This window comes from Streptomyces sp. NPDC048254, assembly GCF_043201895.1.
Taxonomy (GTDB): domain Bacteria; phylum Actinomycetota; class Actinomycetes; order Streptomycetales; family Streptomycetaceae; genus Streptomyces.
On record NZ_JBICZJ010000010.1, the window covers coordinates 205,588 to 223,921 of the forward strand.

Annotated in this window: 15 protein-coding genes; 5 read left to right on the forward strand and 10 right to left on the reverse strand. The window is 71.8% G+C overall.

What is annotated here, in order from left to right; all coding sequences use genetic code 11:
* Window positions 1-15 precede the first annotated feature (15 nt).
* The 4 genes from hutU (at window position 16) to hutI (ending at window position 5,499) form a co-directional block, all read left to right on the forward strand.
* Window positions 16-1,680, forward strand: a complete 1,665-nt coding sequence (hutU, locus tag ACGFZQ_RS27785; RefSeq protein ID WP_393842585.1) for a urocanate hydratase — start codon at window positions 16-18, stop codon at window positions 1,678-1,680.
* Between the two features lie 65 nt (window positions 1,681-1,745).
* Window positions 1,746-2,948, forward strand: coding sequence for an allantoate amidohydrolase (locus ACGFZQ_RS27790; protein WP_393842796.1), 1,203 nt, complete (start codon window positions 1,746-1,748; stop codon window positions 2,946-2,948).
* Entirely contained in the window at window positions 2,939-4,300 is a 1,362-nt protein-coding gene (locus ACGFZQ_RS27795; RefSeq protein ID WP_351739177.1) for a formimidoylglutamate deiminase, read from the forward strand. The genes ACGFZQ_RS27790 and ACGFZQ_RS27795 overlap by 10 nt, the downstream gene beginning before the upstream one ends.
* 20 nt (window positions 4,301-4,320) lie before the next feature.
* Window positions 4,321-5,499 (forward strand): imidazolonepropionase, encoded by a 1,179-nt coding sequence (gene hutI / locus ACGFZQ_RS27800; RefSeq protein ID WP_393842586.1) that lies wholly within the window; start codon window positions 4,321-4,323, stop codon window positions 5,497-5,499.
* A gap of 1 nt (window position 5,500) precedes the next feature.
* Here the strand turns inward: hutI and ACGFZQ_RS27805 are convergent, their stop codons facing one another.
* The 10 genes from ACGFZQ_RS27805 to ACGFZQ_RS27850 all read right to left on the reverse strand — a co-directional run bounded on the left by ACGFZQ_RS27805 (window position 5,501) and on the right by ACGFZQ_RS27850 (window position 16,631).
* Complete coding sequence (locus ACGFZQ_RS27805) at window positions 5,501-6,979, reverse strand: ricin-type beta-trefoil lectin domain protein (protein WP_393842587.1); 1,479 nt, start codon at window positions 6,977-6,979, stop codon at window positions 5,501-5,503.
* Window positions 6,980-7,272: 293 nt separating this feature from the next.
* Window positions 7,273-8,373, reverse strand: a complete 1,101-nt coding sequence (locus ACGFZQ_RS27810; protein WP_393842588.1) for a Gfo/Idh/MocA family protein — start codon at window positions 8,371-8,373, stop codon at window positions 7,273-7,275.
* A 51-nt stretch (window positions 8,374-8,424) separates the two neighbouring features.
* Complete coding sequence (locus ACGFZQ_RS27815) at window positions 8,425-9,639, reverse strand: CaiB/BaiF CoA transferase family protein (RefSeq protein WP_393842589.1); 1,215 nt, start codon at window positions 9,637-9,639, stop codon at window positions 8,425-8,427.
* Between the two features lie 77 nt (window positions 9,640-9,716).
* Window positions 9,717-11,204: an aldehyde dehydrogenase family protein gene (locus tag ACGFZQ_RS27820; RefSeq protein ID WP_393842590.1), complete on the reverse strand. Its 1,488-nt coding sequence runs from the start codon at window positions 11,202-11,204 to the stop codon at window positions 9,717-9,719.
* A 65-nt stretch (window positions 11,205-11,269) separates the two neighbouring features.
* Window positions 11,270-12,451, reverse strand: coding sequence for a thiolase family protein (locus tag ACGFZQ_RS27825; protein WP_393842591.1), 1,182 nt, complete (start codon window positions 12,449-12,451; stop codon window positions 11,270-11,272).
* The gene (locus tag ACGFZQ_RS27830; RefSeq protein WP_393842592.1) at window positions 12,448-12,888 is read right to left on the reverse strand and encodes a Zn-ribbon domain-containing OB-fold protein; all 441 of its coding nucleotides are present in this window, start codon (window positions 12,886-12,888) and stop codon (window positions 12,448-12,450) included. Before ACGFZQ_RS27830 ends, ACGFZQ_RS27825 begins: the two co-directional genes overlap by 4 nt.
* A 93-nt stretch (window positions 12,889-12,981) precedes the next feature.
* Entirely contained in the window at window positions 12,982-13,743 is a 762-nt protein-coding gene (locus ACGFZQ_RS27835) for a FadR/GntR family transcriptional regulator (RefSeq protein ID WP_393842593.1), read from the reverse strand.
* A 29-nt stretch (window positions 13,744-13,772) separates the two neighbouring features.
* A complete protein-coding gene (locus ACGFZQ_RS27840) occupies window positions 13,773-14,090 on the reverse strand; it encodes a hypothetical protein (RefSeq protein WP_393842594.1) in 318 nt (105 codons plus the stop codon).
* Window positions 14,087-15,589 (reverse strand): class I adenylate-forming enzyme family protein, encoded by a 1,503-nt coding sequence (locus ACGFZQ_RS27845; RefSeq protein ID WP_393842595.1) that lies wholly within the window; start codon window positions 15,587-15,589, stop codon window positions 14,087-14,089. The genes ACGFZQ_RS27840 and ACGFZQ_RS27845 overlap by 4 nt, the downstream gene beginning before the upstream one ends.
* Window positions 15,590-15,818: 229 nt before the next feature.
* Window positions 15,819-16,631, reverse strand: a complete 813-nt coding sequence (locus tag ACGFZQ_RS27850; protein ID WP_393842596.1) for a FadR/GntR family transcriptional regulator — start codon at window positions 16,629-16,631, stop codon at window positions 15,819-15,821.
* 267 nt (window positions 16,632-16,898) lie between these two features.
* On the opposite strand from ACGFZQ_RS27850, the gene ACGFZQ_RS27855 reads away from it, so the two are divergent.
* Window positions 16,899-18,320 (forward strand): family 1 glycosylhydrolase, encoded by a 1,422-nt coding sequence (locus ACGFZQ_RS27855; RefSeq protein WP_393842597.1) that lies wholly within the window; start codon window positions 16,899-16,901, stop codon window positions 18,318-18,320.
* The last annotated feature ends 14 nt before the right edge of the window (window positions 18,321-18,334 follow it).

Here is an 18,334-nt window from a genome sequence, read left to right on the forward strand (position 1 = left end):
GCAAGGAGGCAGACCATGTCAGGACCCCGCCCCGTACGAGCACCGCGCGGTACGGAACTGAGCGCCCTGGGATGGCAGCAGGAAGCCGCCCTGCGGATGCTGCAGAACAACCTCGACCCCGAGGTCGCCGAGCACCCCGACAAGCTCGTCGTCTACGGCGGCACCGGCAAGGCCGCCCGCGACTGGCGTTCCTTCGACGCCATGGTCCGCACGCTGCGCACCCTCAAGCAGGACGAGACCATGCTGGTCCAGTCCGGCCGCCCGGTCGGCGTGATGCAGACCCACGAGTGGGCGCCGCGCGTCCTCATCGCCAACTCCAACCTGGTCGGCGACTGGGCCAACTGGGAGGAGTTCCGCCGTCTGGAGGCCCTCGGCCTGACCATGTACGGCCAGATGACCGCCGGCTCCTGGATCTACATCGGCACCCAGGGCATCCTCCAGGGCACCTACGAGACCTTCGCCGCCGTCGCCGCCAAGAAGTTCAACGGCACCCTCGCCGGGACCATCACCCTCACCGCCGGCCTCGGCGGCATGGGTGGCGCCCAGCCGCTCGCCGTCACCATGAACGACGGCGTCGCGATCTGTATCGACGTCGACCCGCGTGCCATCGAGCGCCGTATCGAGCACCGGTACCTCGACGTCCGCGCCGACTCGCTCGCGCACGCCCTCCAGCTCGCCGTCGAGGCTCGCGACGCCCGCCGCCCGCTCTCCATCGGCCTGCTCGGCAACGCGGCGGAGCTGCTTCCGCAGATGCTGGCCGAGGGTGCCCCCATCGACATCGTCACCGACCAGACCTCGGCGCACGACCCCCTCGCCTATCTGCCGGTGGGCATCGCCTTCGAGGACATGGCCGACGCCGCCGCCAAGGACCCGGCGGGCTTCACGACCCGCGCCCGGGAGTCCATGGCCAAGCACGTCGAGGCCATGGTCGGCTTCATGGACGCCGGTGCCGAGGTCTTCGACTACGGCAACTCGATCCGCGGCGAGGCCCAGCTCGCCGGGTACGAGCGGGCGTTCGCCTTCCCCGGCTTCGTCCCCGCCTACATCCGCCCCCTCTTCTCCGAGGGCAAGGGCCCCTTCCGCTGGGCCGCCCTGTCCGGCGAGGCCTCCGACATCGCCAAGACCGACAAGGCGATCCTCGACCTCTTCCCGGAGAACGAGTCCCTGCACCGCTGGATCAAGCTGGCCGGTGAGCGGGTCCACTTCCAGGGCCTGCCGGCGCGTATCTGCTGGCTCGGCTACGGCGAGCGGGACAAGGCCGGCGAGCGGTTCAACGACATGGTGGCGAGCGGCGAGCTGGCGGCGCCGCTGGCGATCGGCCGCGACCACCTCGACTGCGGCTCCGTGGCCTCGCCCTACCGCGAGACGGAGGCCATGCTGGACGGGTCCGACGCGATCGCCGACTGGCCGCTGCTGAACGCCATGGTGAACGTGGCCTCGGGCGCGTCCTGGGTCTCCATCCACCACGGCGGTGGGGTGGGCATGGGGCGCTCCATCCACGCGGGGCAGGTGACGGTGGCCGACGGTACGAAGCTCTCCGGCGAGAAGATCCGCCGGGTACTGACGAACGACCCCGGGATGGGCGTCATCCGGCACGTGGACGCCGGGTACGACATCGCGGAGTCGGTGGCGGCCGAGCGGGGCGTGCGGGTGCCGATGCGTGAGGGCGAGCAGGCGTGACGAAGGCACAGCCTGCGGCGGCACGGCCCGTACAGCCGGTGAGCGGTGGTGGCTCCTTCCACTCCATGTGGCGGGAGCTGCTCCCCGTCGGCCGGCATCCCGACTCCCGCGGCTACCGGCGCTTCGCCTGGACCGGGGCCGATGCCGAGTGCCGCGGCTGGTTCAAGGAGCAGGCCGAGGCGCGTGGGCTGACGTACGAGGTCGACCGGAACGGGAACCAGTGGGCCTGGCTGGGGGATCCCGCCGCCGGGGACGCCGTCGTCACCGGGTCGCATCTGGACTCCGTTCCGGACGGCGGGGCCTTCGACGGACCCCTCGGTGTCGTGTCCTCCTTCGCCGCGCTCGACGAACTCCGCAGCAGGGGGGCGGAGTTCACGAGGCCCCTCGCCATCGTCAACTTCGGTGACGAGGAGGGCGCCCGGTTCGGGCTCGCCTGTGTCGGGTCACGGCTCACCGCCGGGCAGCTCACCGTCGAGCAGGCGCACCGGCTGACCGACGGCGACGGGGTCACCCTGCCGCGGGCCATGGAGGCCGCCGGCTACGACCCCGACGCCATCGGCGCCGACCCCGAGCGGCTCGCCCGCATCGGCGCCTTCGTCGAACTGCACGTCGAGCAGGGCCGGGCACTGGACCTGAGCGGGGACCGGGTCGGCATCGCCAGTGCCATCTGGCCGCACGGACGCTGGCGGTTCGACTTCCGCGGCGAGGCCAACCACGCCGGCACCACCCGGCTGGCCGACCGGCGCGACCCCATGCTGTCGTACGCCGAGACCGTGCTCGCCGCCCGCCGCGAGGCCGAACTCGCCGGTGCCGTCGCCACCTTCGGGAAGATCGCCGTCGAGCCGAACGGCGTCAACGCCATCCCCTCCCTGGTGCGCGGCTGGCTCGACTCCCGTGCCGCCGACCAGGCCACCCTCGACACCGTCGTCGGCGGCATCGAGAAGGCGGCCCGGGAGTACGCGCAGGCGCACGGCATCGATCTCGACGTGGTCCGGGAGTCCTTCACCCCGGTCGTCGAGTTCGACCACGCCCTGCGCGACGAACTGGGCCGTGTGCTCGGCCGGGACACCGGTCTCACGGTGCCCGTCCTGGGCACCGGTGCGGGACACGACGCCGGGATCCTCTCCGGGAGCATCCCGACCGCCATGCTGTTCGTGCGCAACCCCACCGGTGTCTCGCACTCCCCGGCCGAGTTCGCGGCCGAGGACGACTGCGTGGCCGGGGTGAGCGCGCTCGCCGACGTACTGGAAGGGCTGGCCTGCGGGTGACGACACGGACGACGTACTGGTTGGAGTACGCCTGGCTGGACACGTATGTCGAGCCCGGTGTCGCCGTGGAGGTGGCGGACGGCCGGATCACCGCCGTCCGCACGGACACCCCCACCCCGCCGCCGGGGGCCGAGATCCTCCGCGGTCTCACCCTCCCCGGCCTGGCCAACGCCCACTCGCACGCCTTCCACCGCGCCCTGCGCGGCACGGTCCAGGTCGGCTCCGGGACCTTCTGGACCTGGCGCGAGCTGATGTACTCCTTCGCCGACCGGCTGACCCCGGAGACCTACCACGCGCTCGCCCGCGCGGTGTACGCCGAGATGGCGCTGGCGGGCATCGCCTGCGTCGGCGAGTTCCACTACGTCCACCACGCCCCCGGCGGCACCCCGTACGCCGACCCCAACGCCATGGGCGAGGCGCTGATCGCGGCCGCCGCCGAGGCCGGGATCCGGATCACCCTCCTCGACACCGCCTACCTCTCCTCCGGCATCCTGAGCGAGCACCGTGGCGAGCCGCCCAACGCCCACCAGCTGCGCTTCTCCGACGGCAGCGCGGAGGCCTGGGCCGAACGCTGTTCAGTTCTCAAGGAACGGGATCACGCGCGGATCGGGGCGGCCATCCACTCCGTACGGGCCGTGCCCGCCGGCCAGTTGGCGACCGTGGCCCGCTGGGCCGAGGAGCGGCGGGCCCCGCTCCATGTGCACCTGTCCGAGCAGACGGCGGAGAACGACGCCTGCCTGGCCGCCCACGGCCGCACCCCCACCCGCCTGCTCGCCGACCACGGTGTCCTCGGCCCGCGCACCACCGGCGTCCACAACACCCACCTCACCGACGAGGACATCGCGCTGCTCGGCGGCTCCGGCACCGGCACCTGCATGTGCCCGACCACCGAACGGGACCTGGCCGACGGCATCGGACCGGCCGTCGCCCTCCAGCGGGCGGGCTCGCCGCTCTCCCTCGGCTCCGACAGCCACGCCGTCATCGACCTGCTCGAAGAGGCCCGCGCGATGGAGCTGAACGAGCGGCTGCGCACCCGCACCCGGGGCCACTGGACGGCCGCGGCCCTGCTGCGCGCCGCCTCCGCCGACGGCCACGCCGCCCTCGGCTGGGAGGACGCGGGCACCATCGAGACCGGCATGCTCGCCGACCTGACGACGATCGCGCTCGACTCGGTCAGAACGGCAGGGCCGCTGCCCCGGCTGGGCGCCGAGACGGCCGTATTCGCGGCGACGGCAGCGGACGTACGGCACACGGTCGTGGGCGGACGGCACGTCGTACGAGACGGTGCGCACACCCTCGTACCCGATGCGCCGCAAGCCCTCGCGCGGGCCGTCGAAGCCCTCCGCGCCTGACGACCACCCACGAGGACACCATGAGCAGCAGCACCGTCATCACCAACATCGCCACGCTGGTCACCAACGACCCCTCCCTCGGTGACAACTCCCCTCTCGGTCTGGTCCGGGACGCGGCCGTCGTCATCGACGGCGACCGTGTCGTGTGGACCGGTGAATCCAGCAAAGCACCCGCCACTGACAACCGGGTCGACGCGGGCGGCCGGGCGGTGCTGCCGGGCTTCGTGGACTCCCACTCCCACCTGGTCTTCGCGGGCGACCGCACCCAGGAGTTCAACGCCCGGATGTCCGGCCGGTCGTACACCGCGGGCGGTATCCGCACCACCGTCGCCGCCACCCGCGCCGCGACCGACGCGGAGCTGGAGGCGAACCTCACCCACTACCTCGCGGAGGCCCTCCGCCAGGGCACCACCACCTTCGAGACGAAGTCGGGCTACGGCCTGACGGTCCAGGACGAGGCCCGGGCCCTGCGCATCGCCGCCGCCCACACCGACGAGGTGACCTACCTCGGCGCCCACATCGTCGCCCCGGACTACGCCGACGACCCGGCCGCCTACGTCTCCCTGGTCACCGGCGAGATGCTCGACGCCTGTGCCCCGTACGCCCGTTGGATCGACGTCTTCTGCGAGAAGGGCGCCTTCGACGGCGACCAGGCCCGCGCGATCCTCACGGCGGGCAAGGCGAAGGGCCTGACCCCGCGCATCCACGCCAACCAGCTCTCCTACGGCCCCGGCGTCCAGCTGGCCGTCGAACTGGACGCGGCGAGCGCCGACCACTGCACCCACCTCACGGACGCGGACGTGGACGCCCTCGCCCACAGCGCGACGGTCGCCACCCTCCTCCCGGGCGCCGAGTTCTCCACCCGCGCCGAGTGGCCGGACGCCCGCCGCCTTCTCGACGCGGGCGTGACCGTGGCCCTGTCCACGGACTGCAACCCGGGCTCCTCCTTCACCTCCTCCGTCCCCTTCTGCGTCGCCCTGGCCGTCCGGGACATGCGCATGACCCCGGACGAGGCCGTGTGGGCGGCGACGGCGGGCGGCGCGCAGGCCCTGCGGAGGGACGACATCGGCCGCCTCAGCCCGGGCGCCTACGCCGACCTGACCCTGCTGGACGCCCCCAGCCACGTCCACCTCGCCTACCGGCCCGGGGTTCCGCTGGTCGCCGGGGTGTGGCGCAGGGGCGTCCGGGCCGTCGGCTGACTCAGCTCGCCCCGGCCCGCCAGCGCTGGGCCGTGCCGTCGTCCGCCGGGTCCAGGGCCAGCTGGTCGTCGCCGTTCGGGGTGAGGGCCGTCTCGAGGGCGATCTCCGGGCGGATCTCGCCGTCGTAGACGACCGTGAAGCGCAGGTTGTCGCCGTGGTCGCCGTCCACCGACGAGCACTCCCAGATGCCCACGCCCTTGTCGACCGAACCCCGGCTGTCCAGGCAGAAGTCGGGGTCCGCGGCGGACTGCAGCACGCCCCGGTCCGCGTCGACCCGCCAGCGCTGGGTGGCGGAGGCGGAGCAGGCGGCCGTGACGACGTCGGTGCCGTTGTCGAAGTCGCCGTCCCGGACGTCCAGACAGCGGCCGGTGGCGGCGTTCACGACCTGGGCGTAGCCGGCGCCCGGGGGCGTAAGGACGGCCGACGGGGTCGGCGAGGCGGAGCGCGTCGGGGTCGGGGTCGGGCTGTGCGACGGCTTCGTGCGGGAGGGCGACGGGGAGAGGGTCGCCGTCGCGGTCACGGTCACCTGCGGGGTGGCGGGCGGTGCCGGTGTCGCGGCCGCCGGGTTCCGGGGGTGCGAGGCCGGGCGGGTCAGGAGCACCAGCAGCAGCGGTACGAGGGCCACGCCCAGTGCCGTGGAGGTCAGCAGGGCGCGGCGGGACGGGGACCGGCGTCCGCGCACCGGGCCGGGCTCGGCGGGCGCCTCCGCCAGGTTCTCCTGCCGTACGTAGGCCGTTCCGCCCCAGGGCAGCAGGCCCTCCGCCAGCGTGGTGCGCGGGCTGTCCCGGAGCGCGGTCAGGTCCTCGAACGCGGCCGTGCAGTACGGGCAGTGGGCCATGTGCGCGTGCAGGTCGGCGCTGTGCCGGGGGTTCTCCGGGCGCACCGACTCCTCGATCAGCCGGCGGAAGTCCGCGCAGCGCGGGTCGTCGGAGGCGGCCAGGCGGCTGCGCAGACAGGCCTGCGCCAGGGACTGGAGCGCGGGCTGGGTGTCGTACCGGACGTCCTCGGGGGTCAGGCCCAGGTGGGCGGCGGTCCGGGCGGGGGGTTCCTGGTCCAGTACGCCGTACCAGAGCAGGCCCTGGGTGCGGGACGGCAGGGACTGGAAGGCCGTGAGCAGGGGCGGGGCGGGCGGCTCGGGGGTGCCCGTCGAGTTCAGGACGAGGAGGAGGGTGGGATCCAGGGCGGCGGAGCGTTCGTCGTGTGCCCACTCGGCGGTCAGCCGCGCGGTCAGCAGGAGCAGATGGTGGCGCAGGGGGACGACCGGTTCGGCGCCGCGCGCGATGTCCCGGGCGGCGGTGGCGAAGGTCCCCGCGGTGAGCCGGCGGGCCGCCGCGTCACCGGTCGTGCAGAGCCGGGCGTAGCCGAGGACCGCGGGCTGGTGGCGGGCGCGCAGTTCCTGGAGGGCCGGGTAGGCGGTGGCGGCGGGCGTGCGCAGCAGTTCGGTCAGGCGTGCGTCCGGGGGTGGGTTGTCCTGGACCATCGTGCGCCCCTTCGTGCCGGCCGGCCGTGTGCCCGTCCTTGCTGACGTACCGGCCAGTTTGGAGTGTGGGTGGGGCGCGAGGGAGGCCTTTGGCGAAAAGAGACGGGCGGGAGATGACGGGCGGGAGATGACGGGCAGGAGAGACGGGCAGGAGAGAGGGGTGGGAGAGACGGGTGTGGCGGGCGACGGGGTGTGTCCGGCATACGGCCGCGGGGGGGGGGGGGGGGGGGGGGGCCCCCCCCCCCCCCCCCCCCCCCCCCCCCCCCCCTCCCCTGCCATGTCCCCTGCCGCGGTCAGTTCAGCGACACCCAGCCCTCGCCCGCCGAACTCCGCCGCGCCGCGTCGATGACACGCTGCACCAGCCAGCCGTCGCGCAACGTCGGTACGCCCGGGGCCCGGCCACCGCGCAAGGCCGGCAACCAGTCCTCCAGCATGAGGGCGAGGGCACGGATCGGAGTGGCCCGCCGGCCGCGCTGCGGGATCGCGTCCGCGTCGCCGTCTAGCGGCATCCGGTCGCTGCCGGCCACCTCCCGCAGCCCGTCGTCGCCGACCCCGCCCGCCCGCACCCGCCCCTCGAAGAGCGTGCCCTCGATGTCCAGCGCCCCCTCGCTCCCGAAGGCCTCGAAGCGGTACCGGGAGTCGGTGTGCAGGCCCATCACCGTGAGGCTGAGCGTGGCGTGCAGCCCGGACCGCATCCGCAGCAGCAGGCTCACGGTGTCGTCCGCGTCGGCCGCGAAGGAGGTGCCGTCGGGACGGACCCGCGCCGGGAGTGTGGCGCGTACGTCGGCGCACACCGCCTCCGGTTCCCCGAACAGACAGCACAGGAAGTCGATGTCGTGCGCGGCCATGCCCAGCAGATAGCCACCGCCGTGCTCAAGGCGGTACATCCACTCGGACTGGAGGGGATGGCTGGGATGCCAGTAGTCGGCGGCGATGGCGACCCGCGCGAAGTACGGGTCACCCAGCATGCCGTCCGAGACCCGCTCCCAGACGGGCAGCTTCTCCCGGGTCCAGCGGCTCTCGAAGCACACCGCGGTCGCCACACCGGCCGCCTCCGCGGCTTCCGCCATCGCGCGGGCCTCGGGCTCGTGGACGGCCACCGGCTTCTCGCACAGCACGTGCTTGCCCGCCTTCAGCGCGGTGAGCACCTGGTCGTGGTGCAGATCGGTCGGCGTACAGACGGAGATGACGTCGAGGTCGGGCCGCTGGACGAAGGCCCGCCAGTCGGTGGACACGTCAGCGATGCCCCAGCGGCGGCCCGCCTCGGCCACGCGTTCCGCTCGTCGTGCGCACAGCGCGGCGACCTCGTAGCCGCCGGCCGCTCGGAAGGCCGGCACCTGGACCATGGAACCCCAGCCGACCCCGACGATCCCGACCCTGATCGGATCACTCATGCCGTCAACTCCCGTCTTCCGCTGTCCCCTGCCATCCCCTGCCATCGCCCGTCAGAGAATCGCCGATGATTCCTTGAGCGCGACGATCTGCTCCCACTCGTAGCCGAGTTCGAGCAGCAACTCCTCGGTGTGCTGGCCGTGTTCGGGCGCGGCGCGCAGCTTGGGCGGCGTCTCGTCGAACTGCACCGGGTTGGCGGCCAGAGCGAAGGTGTTGCCGTTGCCGTCGGTGACCTGCGGCAGATAGCCGTTCGCCTTCACCTGCGGGTCGTCATGGAGTTCCAGCGAGGTCTGGAAGGTGTCCCACACGCCGCGGAATCCGTCCAGGCTCTGCTGCCAGTGCTTCAGCGGTTTGGCCCCGAAGGTGCGGCGCAGCTCGGCGACGCAGTCACGGCGATGGGTGTACCGGGCGCGGGCATCGGCGAAGCGCTCGTCCTCGACGAGATCCTGGCGGCCGACGCGGGCGCAGAACTCCGCCCAGAACCGGTCGGACTGCAGCAGGACGAGGGCGATGAACCGGTTGTCCTCGGTCCGGTAGATGCTGGTCACCGGGTTGGGCGCCTCCGCCAGGTCCATCTTCGGGATGGGCGCGTTGATGAGCTTGGACCCCACGATGTCCGGAGCGAGCTGCCAGACCGCGGCGCCGAGCAGTGAGACGTCGACGACCGAGGGCGTGCCGGTCCTCTCGCGCCGGAACAGGGCCGCGGCGATACCGCCCGCGATCGCGAAACCTCCGAAGACGTCGCCGAACGCGGGCCGCTGGGCCGGCGGGTACTCGGTGTCGTCGGAGGTCAGGTAGCCGTCGCCGATCCCGCCGCGCGCCCAGTAGGCCGCGAGGTCGTAACCGCCGCGGTCGGCATCGTCACCCCTGATGCCGTAGCCGCTGCCCCGGGCGTAGATGATCTTCGGATTGACAGCCCGGATCTGCTCCACGTCGATCCCGAGCCGCTGCCGCGAACCCGGCAGCAGATTGGTCACGAAGACATCGGCCCGCTCGACGAGTCTGTGCAGGACCTTCATTCCCTCGGGAGTGGACACATCGAGACCGATGCTGCGCTTGCCACGGTTGGGCTGCTCGATGAAGTGGTTCACGCCGTCCGCACCGGCGACGACACCGGAACTGATCAGACCCCGCTGGGGGTCTCCGGTCTCCGGATGCTCGATCTTGACCACATCGGCACCCCAGTCCGCGAGGACCGCCCCGGACGACGGGACGAAACTCCACGAGGCGAGCTCGACGACCTTGACACCTTCGAGAATGGGCTCCATCGCCTGTTCCTTTCCTGGCTCGTTGACGCGGCGGTGCTCGTCGACCGACCGGCTCCTGGGACCTGGCGCCGACCGGCTCAGCGGAAGCCGATCGTCTTGGTCTCCAGATAGCCTTCGAGCCCCTCCAGGCCGTTCTGCCGGCCGAGTCCGCTCTGCTTGTAGCCCCCGAAGGGCGCGTCCGGCCCGTAGAAGAGGCCGCCGTTCACGTTCATCGTGCCGCTGCGTACGGCACGGGCCACGCGGTCGGCCCGCTTCGCCGAGCCGGAGTAGACGCTGCCGGACAGGCCGTAGGGGCTGTCGTTGGCCAGCCGGACGGCGTCCTGGTCGTCGTCGAACGGGATGACCACGAGGACGGGCCCGAAGATCTCCTGCTGGGCGATGTCCATCCGGTTGTCGACCTCCGCGAACACCGTGGGCTGGACGTAGAAGCCCCGTGGCAGGTGTTCGGGCCGGCCTCCGCCGACCGTGACCCTGGCGCCCTCCTGCGTGCCCTTCGCGATGTACCCGAGGACCCGCTCGCGCTGCCGTGCGTTGATCAGCGGCCCGGCCAGGTTCGCCGGATCGGCCGGGTCTCCGTACGGCACCTGCTCGTACGTCGCGGTCGCGATCTCGACGGCTTCGGCGTAGCGGGTCCTCGGCACGAGCAGCCGGGTCGTCAGGGCGCAGCCCTGCCCGGCGTGCATACAGGCCACGGCGGACTGGGGGATGACCTGCGCGAAGTCCGCGTCGTCCAGGACGACCATGGCCGACTTGCCGCCCAGCTCCAGCATCGTGCGTTTCAGCGTGGCCGCGGACAGTTCGAGGATGCGCCGGCCGACCCCGGTCGAGCCGGTGAAGGAGACCATGTCGACCCTGGGGTCGGTGACCAGCCGCTCGGCGACCCGGTTGTCCGATGTGGGTACGACGTTGAAGACGCCCGGAGGCATGTCGGTACGCTCCGCTGCCAGCCTGCCCAGCCGGGTCGCGTTCCACGGCGTGTCCGGGGCCGGCTTGAGCACGACCGAGTTGCCGGCGGCCAGGGCGGGGCCGATCTTGTTGACGGCGACTTCCAGCGGGAAGTTCCACGGGACGATCGCGGCGACCACACCGACGGCTTCCTTGACCACCTTGCGATGGCTGGTCCAGCCGGCGGTCTCCGTGTCGGGGAGGTCACGCTCCCAGGCGAAGTCGCCGATCAGACCGGCCGGGTAGCGCAGCCCGTCCGAGAGCGGCCACTCCACCTGTGCCATGTGCGTGGTCAGGACCGGCGCTCCCACCTCGGCGACGATCTCGGCGCGGATCGTCTCCTTCTCCTCCTGGAGCGCCTGGTGGAGTTGTTCGAGACAGCGCGCGCGCAGTGCGTGGTCGGTAGACCAGCCGGTCTCGTCGAAGGCCCGCCGTGCCGCGGCGACGGCGCGGTCCATGTCCGCGGCCGACGCGTCCGCGGTCCGGCCGAGGACCTCTTCGGTGGCGGGATCGATGTTCTCGTACGTCGAGCCGTCGACGGCGTCCACCAGGGCGCCGTCGACGAGCATGCGCGATTCGCCGTGAGCGATGCTGGTGCGCGGTGAGGTGGATGCCGTCATGGTGGGCGGGACTCCTTCGTCATGAGCCTGGGCCGGGTACAGATCACGTACGGGTCAGGTACGGGTCAGGTACGGGTGAGCAGCAGGGTGCCGCCCAGGTCACCGCCGCCCGCGGCGACGACGCCGACTTCGGGGGAGTTCGGCACCTGGCGTTCGTCGGCGTCGCCCCGCAGCTGCAGGCAGACCTCGTGGAGATGGCCGTACCCGTGCAGGCGTCCCGCCGAGAGCTGGCCGCCTCCGGTGTTGAGCGGCAGCTGCCCGTCCCGGGCGATGCGCTTCCCGCCCTCCACGAACGGACCGGCCTCACCTCGCCCGCAGACGCCGAGGGCCTCCAGCCAGACCACCGTCAGGATGGTGAATCCGTCGTAGATCCCGGCCACGTCGATGTCGGCGGGCGTGAGATCGGTGTGCCGCCACAGGTCACGGGCCGCGTCGGCGCCGGCCATCGAGGTGAGGTCCTCGTACTGGTCCCAGTAGGGCCTGCCGCGCAGCGCGGAGCTGTGCGCGGCGATCCGCAGCGGGGGCCGGCGCAGGCCGGGTGCGGAGTCCGCGCGGGAGACGATCACGGCCGTACTCCCGTCGACCGGGATGTCGCAGTCGAACAGGCAGAGGGGGTCCGAGATCATCCGCGCGCCGAGGTACTGCTCCTCGGTGAGCGGGTCGCGGAAGACCGCCTTGGGGTTGAGCACGGCGTTGGCCCGGGTGTTCACGGCCAGGGCGCCGAGCTGCTCCCGGGTCGTGCCGTACTCGTGGAAGTGGCGCTGGGCGATGAATCCGCACCAGTTGGCGGCCGACACCGCGCCGAAGGGCACCAGCCACTCGTGCGCGCCGCCCACCCGGCCCCCGCCCCCGCCCACCACGGACGCGCGGCGGTCCGCGGTCTGGGCGGTGCTCTCCCAGAGCGTGCGGAAGCACAGCACATGGTTCGCGAGACCGGCCTTGACGGCGGCCACGGCGTTGATGACCGAGCCGAGCTGACCCGAGGACTCCATGCCCCCGGAGAACCAGTTGAGCTCCAGGCCGAGCGCGTCCTTGATGTCCCAGACGCCGACGCCGGAGAACCCGGGCGTGGCGGCGAACGCCCCCGGCCAGGTGGAGACGCCGTCGATGTCCGAGGGCCCCAGGCCCGCGTCGCCGATCGCTTCGAGCGCGGCGTCCACCGTGAGCGACAGGGGGGAGCGGCCGAGCCTGCGTCCGACGTCCGACTGCCCTATGCCACTGATCACCGCGTCTTTCGGGGGTGTCATCGGGAACCCTCCTCTGTCTCCGACGTCGTCGGGTTCGTGGTGAACAGCGGGATCCAGAACTCCTCGACCTGTTCGAACACCACCCGCACCGGCAGTCCGATCCGCACGTCGGAGGGATCGACGCCGGTGAGCCGGGTGGTGAGCCGCAGTCCGGGGTCCTCGGCGAGTTCGACGACCGCGAGGACGTACGGCACTTCCACGTCCGGCATCCACTGCTGGCGGTTGACGGTGTAGCTGTACACCGTGCCCTCGCCGGACACCGGCTGCGGGGCCACCGTGCGGGACATGCACCGCCGGCAGACCGGTTTCGGGGGATGCAGCCACAGCCCGCACTCGCCGCAGCGGTGGATCAGCAGCTCGCCGCGTTCGCCACCGGTCCAGAAGGCGAGGCTCTCGAACTGCGCGTCAGGAAGGGGGAGACCGGGCACCCGTGACACCACCAGATCCTTGGGAATAAAGATTTAACTCTTTATACTGCTTTCGGATCGGCCGGGCAATCCGTCTGCACGGTATTGAGGGCCATGGACGGCTCAGGAGAGCACGTCCAGCACGATCTCTCCCGGATCCGTGATCATGTAGTCGCTGACCCGGCTCAGGTGGTCCTGCCAGAAGACCACGGCCGTCGCGTGGTCCTGCTGCCGGACCAGCTCCACGAGCCTGACGTGGGTGCGGTGGACCGCACGGACGATCTTCTTCGAACTGCTGTCAGGGGGATGGGACTTCAGGAACGAGCGGTTGTGCAGCTCGATGATGGTGAACAGCGTGTCCAGCAGCATGAGCATGGTCTGATTGCCCGCCAGCTCCATGAGCAGCCGGTGGAAGGGGAGGTCGTACTCCTCGGCGAACCCGGCGGGGTTTCCCAGCAGCGCCTCGCCCTGGGACAGGGCTCGGTCCAGCTCGCCCAGGTCCTCTGCCGTTCGTTTTCCGGCGAGGATGCCCACCCCCGCGGCTTCCAGGTGCGAGCGGGCTTCATGGACGTCGGACAGGGTGGTGCCCCGGTACTGGAGCAGCGTCCCGGCGTAACGGCCCGCCGTGGAGGCGTCCGGCACAAGGACGTGTGCCCCGCCCCGTGCGCCTCGCCTGACCTGGATGATCCCCTCCGACTCCAGGATGCGGAAGGCTTCGCGGAGCGTCGGCCGGGAGACGCCGAACTGTTCCATCAGGGCCGTCTCCGTGGGGAGGGCGTCGCCCTCCTGGAGCGCGCCGGTCACGATCTGACGCCGAAGCTGCGCGGCGACCAACTCGCCGGCCTTCGGTACGCGTACGGCGGTTGACCTGGATGGTGTGATCACGAAGCTCCCTGTGCGTAAGACGGTCGGTCTCAGTCACTGGCGGGCAGCGGCTTTGCCCGTTTGACTTCCAGGGGGGTGCCGCCGACACCGAGCGAGCCGCCGCCCGGCTTGGTGACGAGTACTTCGAGGGTGCCGTCGGTATCGGCGTAGCGCTTGCCGAGCAGGGATCCCCCGTCCCAGCCTTCGGCCGGGCCGGAGTCCGATGCCGGCGTCGCCCCGTCCTCCAGGCGCACCATGGGGGTGCCTCCGCAGCACAGGTCGGAATCGGCCGACGGGGCGCGGATCACGATCACCTCGGTGTCGCAGACCTGACTCCGGTAGCGGCCACCGGGCTTGAGCACGGTCATGCTTCGTTCCTTTCGAAGGCGGCCACCCGGACCAGCTCGCGGCGCAGGAGCTTTCCGGTGGGCGTGTACGGGAGTTCGTCCCGGAAGACGATGAGGTCCGGCGTCTTGGAACCGCGCAGCCGTGCCCGGACCCAGTCGCGCAACGTCTCGCCGTCGACCTCGAACCCTTCGTGGACGACGACGAACGCGGCGATGCGCTCCCCCCACTCCTCGTCCGCCAGGCCCACGACGGCGGCCTCCCGCACTGCCTCGTGCCGCAGCAGGACGTCCTCCACCTCGGCAGGGGCGATGTTCTCGCCGCCGCGGATGATGGTGTCGTCCGCACGGCCCTCGATGAAGAGATAGCCGTCGCTGTCGAAGTGCGCGAGATCCCGGGTGCGGAACCAGCCGTCCTCGTCGAGCGGCGACTCGGCTCCCTTGTACTCGCCGGACACCTGCGGTCCTCGTACCCACAGTTCGCCACGGTGTCCCGGAGGCTGGGCGGTGCCGTCGAAGGCGGCGATGCGGGCCTCCACGCCCGGGACCATGAGCCCGGCCGAGTGCAGCCGGGCACGCACCGCGGGGTCGTCGGACGAGAGGGCGGCCCGATGGTCGTCCGGGCCGAGCAGGGCGATCGTCGAACTGGTCTCGGTGAGGCCGTAGGCGTTGGTGAAGCCGGTGTCCGGGAAGGCGCGCAGCGCCGCCTCCAGCACGGTGGGCGGCATCCGCGCCCCGCCGTACGCCAGTGAGCGCAGGCTCGGCACCTCGGCCGGCCCTCCGTCCAGGTGCTCCGTGAGCCGGGCCAGCATGGTCGGCACGACCATGGCCGAACTGATCCGCTCCTCGCGGACCAGCCGCAGCCAGGACTCCGGGGTGAAGCTGCTCAGATGGACGATCCGGCGCCCGGCGTAGAGGTTGCTGAGCAGCGACCCGACGCCCGCGACGTGGTACGGCGGAACGCTGACCAGGGCGGCGTCGCGCGGGTCGGCCGCGCCGAACTCCACGGTTCCCAGGACGTAGTTGACGAGATGGCGGTGGCGCAGCACGGCCGCCTTGGGCTCGGCGGTGGTGCCGCTGGTGAACAGCAGCACGGCGGGGTCGTCCTCGGACGCGCCCGGCCCGTCGGCGGCCCCCGCCGTCCGCGCCTTGTGCAGCATGTCCGCGGTGGTGATGACCTCGTGGCCGCTGCCGGCGAACACACCGGCGAAGTCCTCGTCCGCGACCACCAGAGGACGCTCGGTGCGGTCGAGCAGGCCGGTGAGGGCCTGCGCGGAGAGCCGGTAGTTCACCGGCACCAGCGGCACGCCGGCCAGCGCGGCCCCGAAGAGCAGCACCGGGAAGGCGGGCCCGTTGAGCCCGGCGAAGACCAACTCCTCGGCCTCCGCCGAGCGGACGAGGCCCGCGACACCGGCCGCGGCGTCCCGCAGCTCCGCGCGGGTCGTTCCCGTGCCGAGCGGGCCTGTCGCCACCCGGTCGGGGTCGTCCGCCGCCGCCATGTCGAGCAGCATCGCGATGTTCAACGGGGTCCCTCCACAGCGCCTCACAGCGACCAGCAACCGATTAATCAGTTAGATTTTTACACGACTAGTGAGGAGTGGCCAAGGGGGCGGCGCACACGGACGAGACCGGGCCGGCGGCAGGAGCAGGGGGGCGGGCGCCACGGAACCGGCCGTACGAAGAAGTGACGAAGAAGTGAGGGGCAGGACGCCCGAAGGTGTCCTGCCCCTGGTGATCGTGGAGCGGTGGAGGTCAGCCGAGGAGGTCGAGGACCGTCTTGGTGCCCTTCGCGTTGACGGCGTCGTCGGCGGCCGTGAGGTGACGGGCCCAGAGCTTCTCGGCTTCGTCCGCCTGGCCGGCTTCGATGAGGGCGAGGAGCTTGACGTGCGTCCGGTGTCCCTTGCGTGCCTGGGTGCGGCGGGTGGGGGAGTCAGGATCGGCGAGGACCTCCGAGGCGTTGCCCTCCCGGATGATGTGGCGCAGGATCGTGCTGAGCAGGACGAGGGTGTTGTTGCGGGAGAGCTCCACGAGGAGTGCGTGGAAGTTCTCCTGGGCGCCGAGGAGAGCCGCGGTGTCGTCGAGGGCGGCGGTCTCGGCGGCGAGCGCCTTGCGGAGTTTGGCCAGGTCGGCGGCGGTGTGCTTGGTGGCGACGATGCGGGCGCAGGCGGGTTCGATGACCGTGGCGGCGCGATAGACGTCGGCGAGGGTGGTGTCCTGGTACTCGAGGATGAGGCCGGCGTACCGTGCGGCCACATCAGGGTCGGGTGCGCTGACACGGGCGCCGCCGTGGGCACCGCGGCGGATGGTGATGAGCCCTTCGGACTCCAGGACGCGGTAGGCCTCGCGCAGCGTGGGGCGGGAGACACCGAACTGCTCCATGAGGGAGGACTCGGGCGGCAGCGCGTCATCGGGGGAGAGTTCGCCACGGATGATCTGGCGGCGCAGGGAACCGGCAATGATCTCGGCGGTCTTGGGAATGCGGACCTGGCTTCCGACCCGCAGCCGATTGGTGGCCGGGGCGGGGGTGCGCGCCGGTGCCGCGGCGGACCGGGCTGCCTCACTCATCGAAATACTCCTCAGCGGCCTACGGGGGATGCGCGTCCATTGGTGAAACTAGTTTACTTCATCCACTCATCCGTCCGCCCGGACTCCATGAGGTTCGCACTCCCGGTCGTCGGCCGTGTCACCGGCCACGCGCAGCTTTTCATTACGGCGTTACCTTGCAGAAATATTGTGCCGCCTTCGCTCGGGTGTTAGCGTCCGAGCGATCGGCGTGAACCCGGTCTGACAGTCGGGTTCGCATTGCTGGCTCTGTGATCTCGGGCGGTGCGCATGAGCGGCTCCGAAGTTCCTCACCTGATGCGCGACCTGGACTGGGGGCTGGCCACGGCCGGGACTCTGGCCGGGTCACCAGCGGTGGACGGCCTGGACCTCAGCCTGTCCTCACAGGCCCGGTACTGGGCCGATGATGTGCAGGACATCGTGGGCGCGTCCCCGGGTTCCCGGCGTACGGTGCTCGGATGGGCCCGGCTGCAACCGGACCCGGGGCGCTGGGACCGGGCCGCACTGGATCGCTGCGACCGCGCGCTCGATGCCGTACTGGAAGCCGGAATGCGGCCGGATCTGACACTGATGCACCTGGATCTCCCCGACTGGCTGGAGAGCCGGGGCGGTTGGCTCGCGCGGGAGACGTCGCTCAGGTTCGGCGAGTACGCGGCCGAGGTGGGGCGCCGGTTCGGCGACCGGGTGGACCGCTGGGTCACCACACCGTCCCTGGGCGGAATACTCGCGGACCGCATCGCCGGCATGCGTCCGCCCGGCCGGGGAGCGAGCGGCGCCGCCGGCCTGGCCGCCGTGCATCACGCGCTGCTCGCCCACGGCCTCGCCGTCCAGGCCCTCCGGGGTGCGGGGGTACGGGGCAGGATCGGCGGTTCGCTCCCGCTCATCGGCGCCTATCCCGCGACCGGTGACCCCTTCGACCGCCTCGCCCTGGAACGCTTCGAGTCCTGGGCCATGGGACTCCTCTTCGAACCGATGCTGCTGGGGCGGCACATGGTGCCGGAGGAGCCGGGCCCGTCCGTGGAGGCGACCGGCTGCGTACGGCCCGGCGACATGGAGACCATCGCCGTAGCCCAGGACTTCCTCAACCTGCTGTGGCACGCCCCCTGCCGGATAGCGGCACCCGAGAACCTCCTCCTGGTGCTGCCGGCCCTGGGGTGCTTCGAGCCGCTCAACGAGGTCAACGGTCTGCTCGTCAGGCTGGGTTTCGCGCTCATCCCCTTCGACGACGTGGGCACGACCTCCCTGGGCCTGCCGATCCTTCCCGAAGCGCTCGCCGACGCGGTGGCGGTCGTGCATGACCGGTACGGCGACGTCCTGCCCCCGTTGCACATCACGGACAGTGGCAAGGGCGACCGCGGTGGCGTACTGGGGTCGGCCACCGAGGCGCCGGCCGGGCGTCGGCGCCTCCTGGAGTCGAGGCTGTTCTGGCTCGCCGGCCTCATGGCGAACGGTGTCGACGTACAGGGGTACGAGTACTGGTCCGTCATGGACAACCTTGGCTGGCTGCTGGACTACGCCCTCGCGTACGGCCGGGCCGTACCCGAGACGGACCCCGGCCCCGGGCCCTCCCTGCCGTGCGCCTGGGTGTCGGCCGGTGCCTTCCGGGCGAACAGGGCCGACGTTCCGGAGCCCGTCGAGACGCCTTCGGCGCCGGGGAACGGGGCGCGGGTCCTGGCCCTCCACCGACGGTGAAGGGCGGCTGCGCC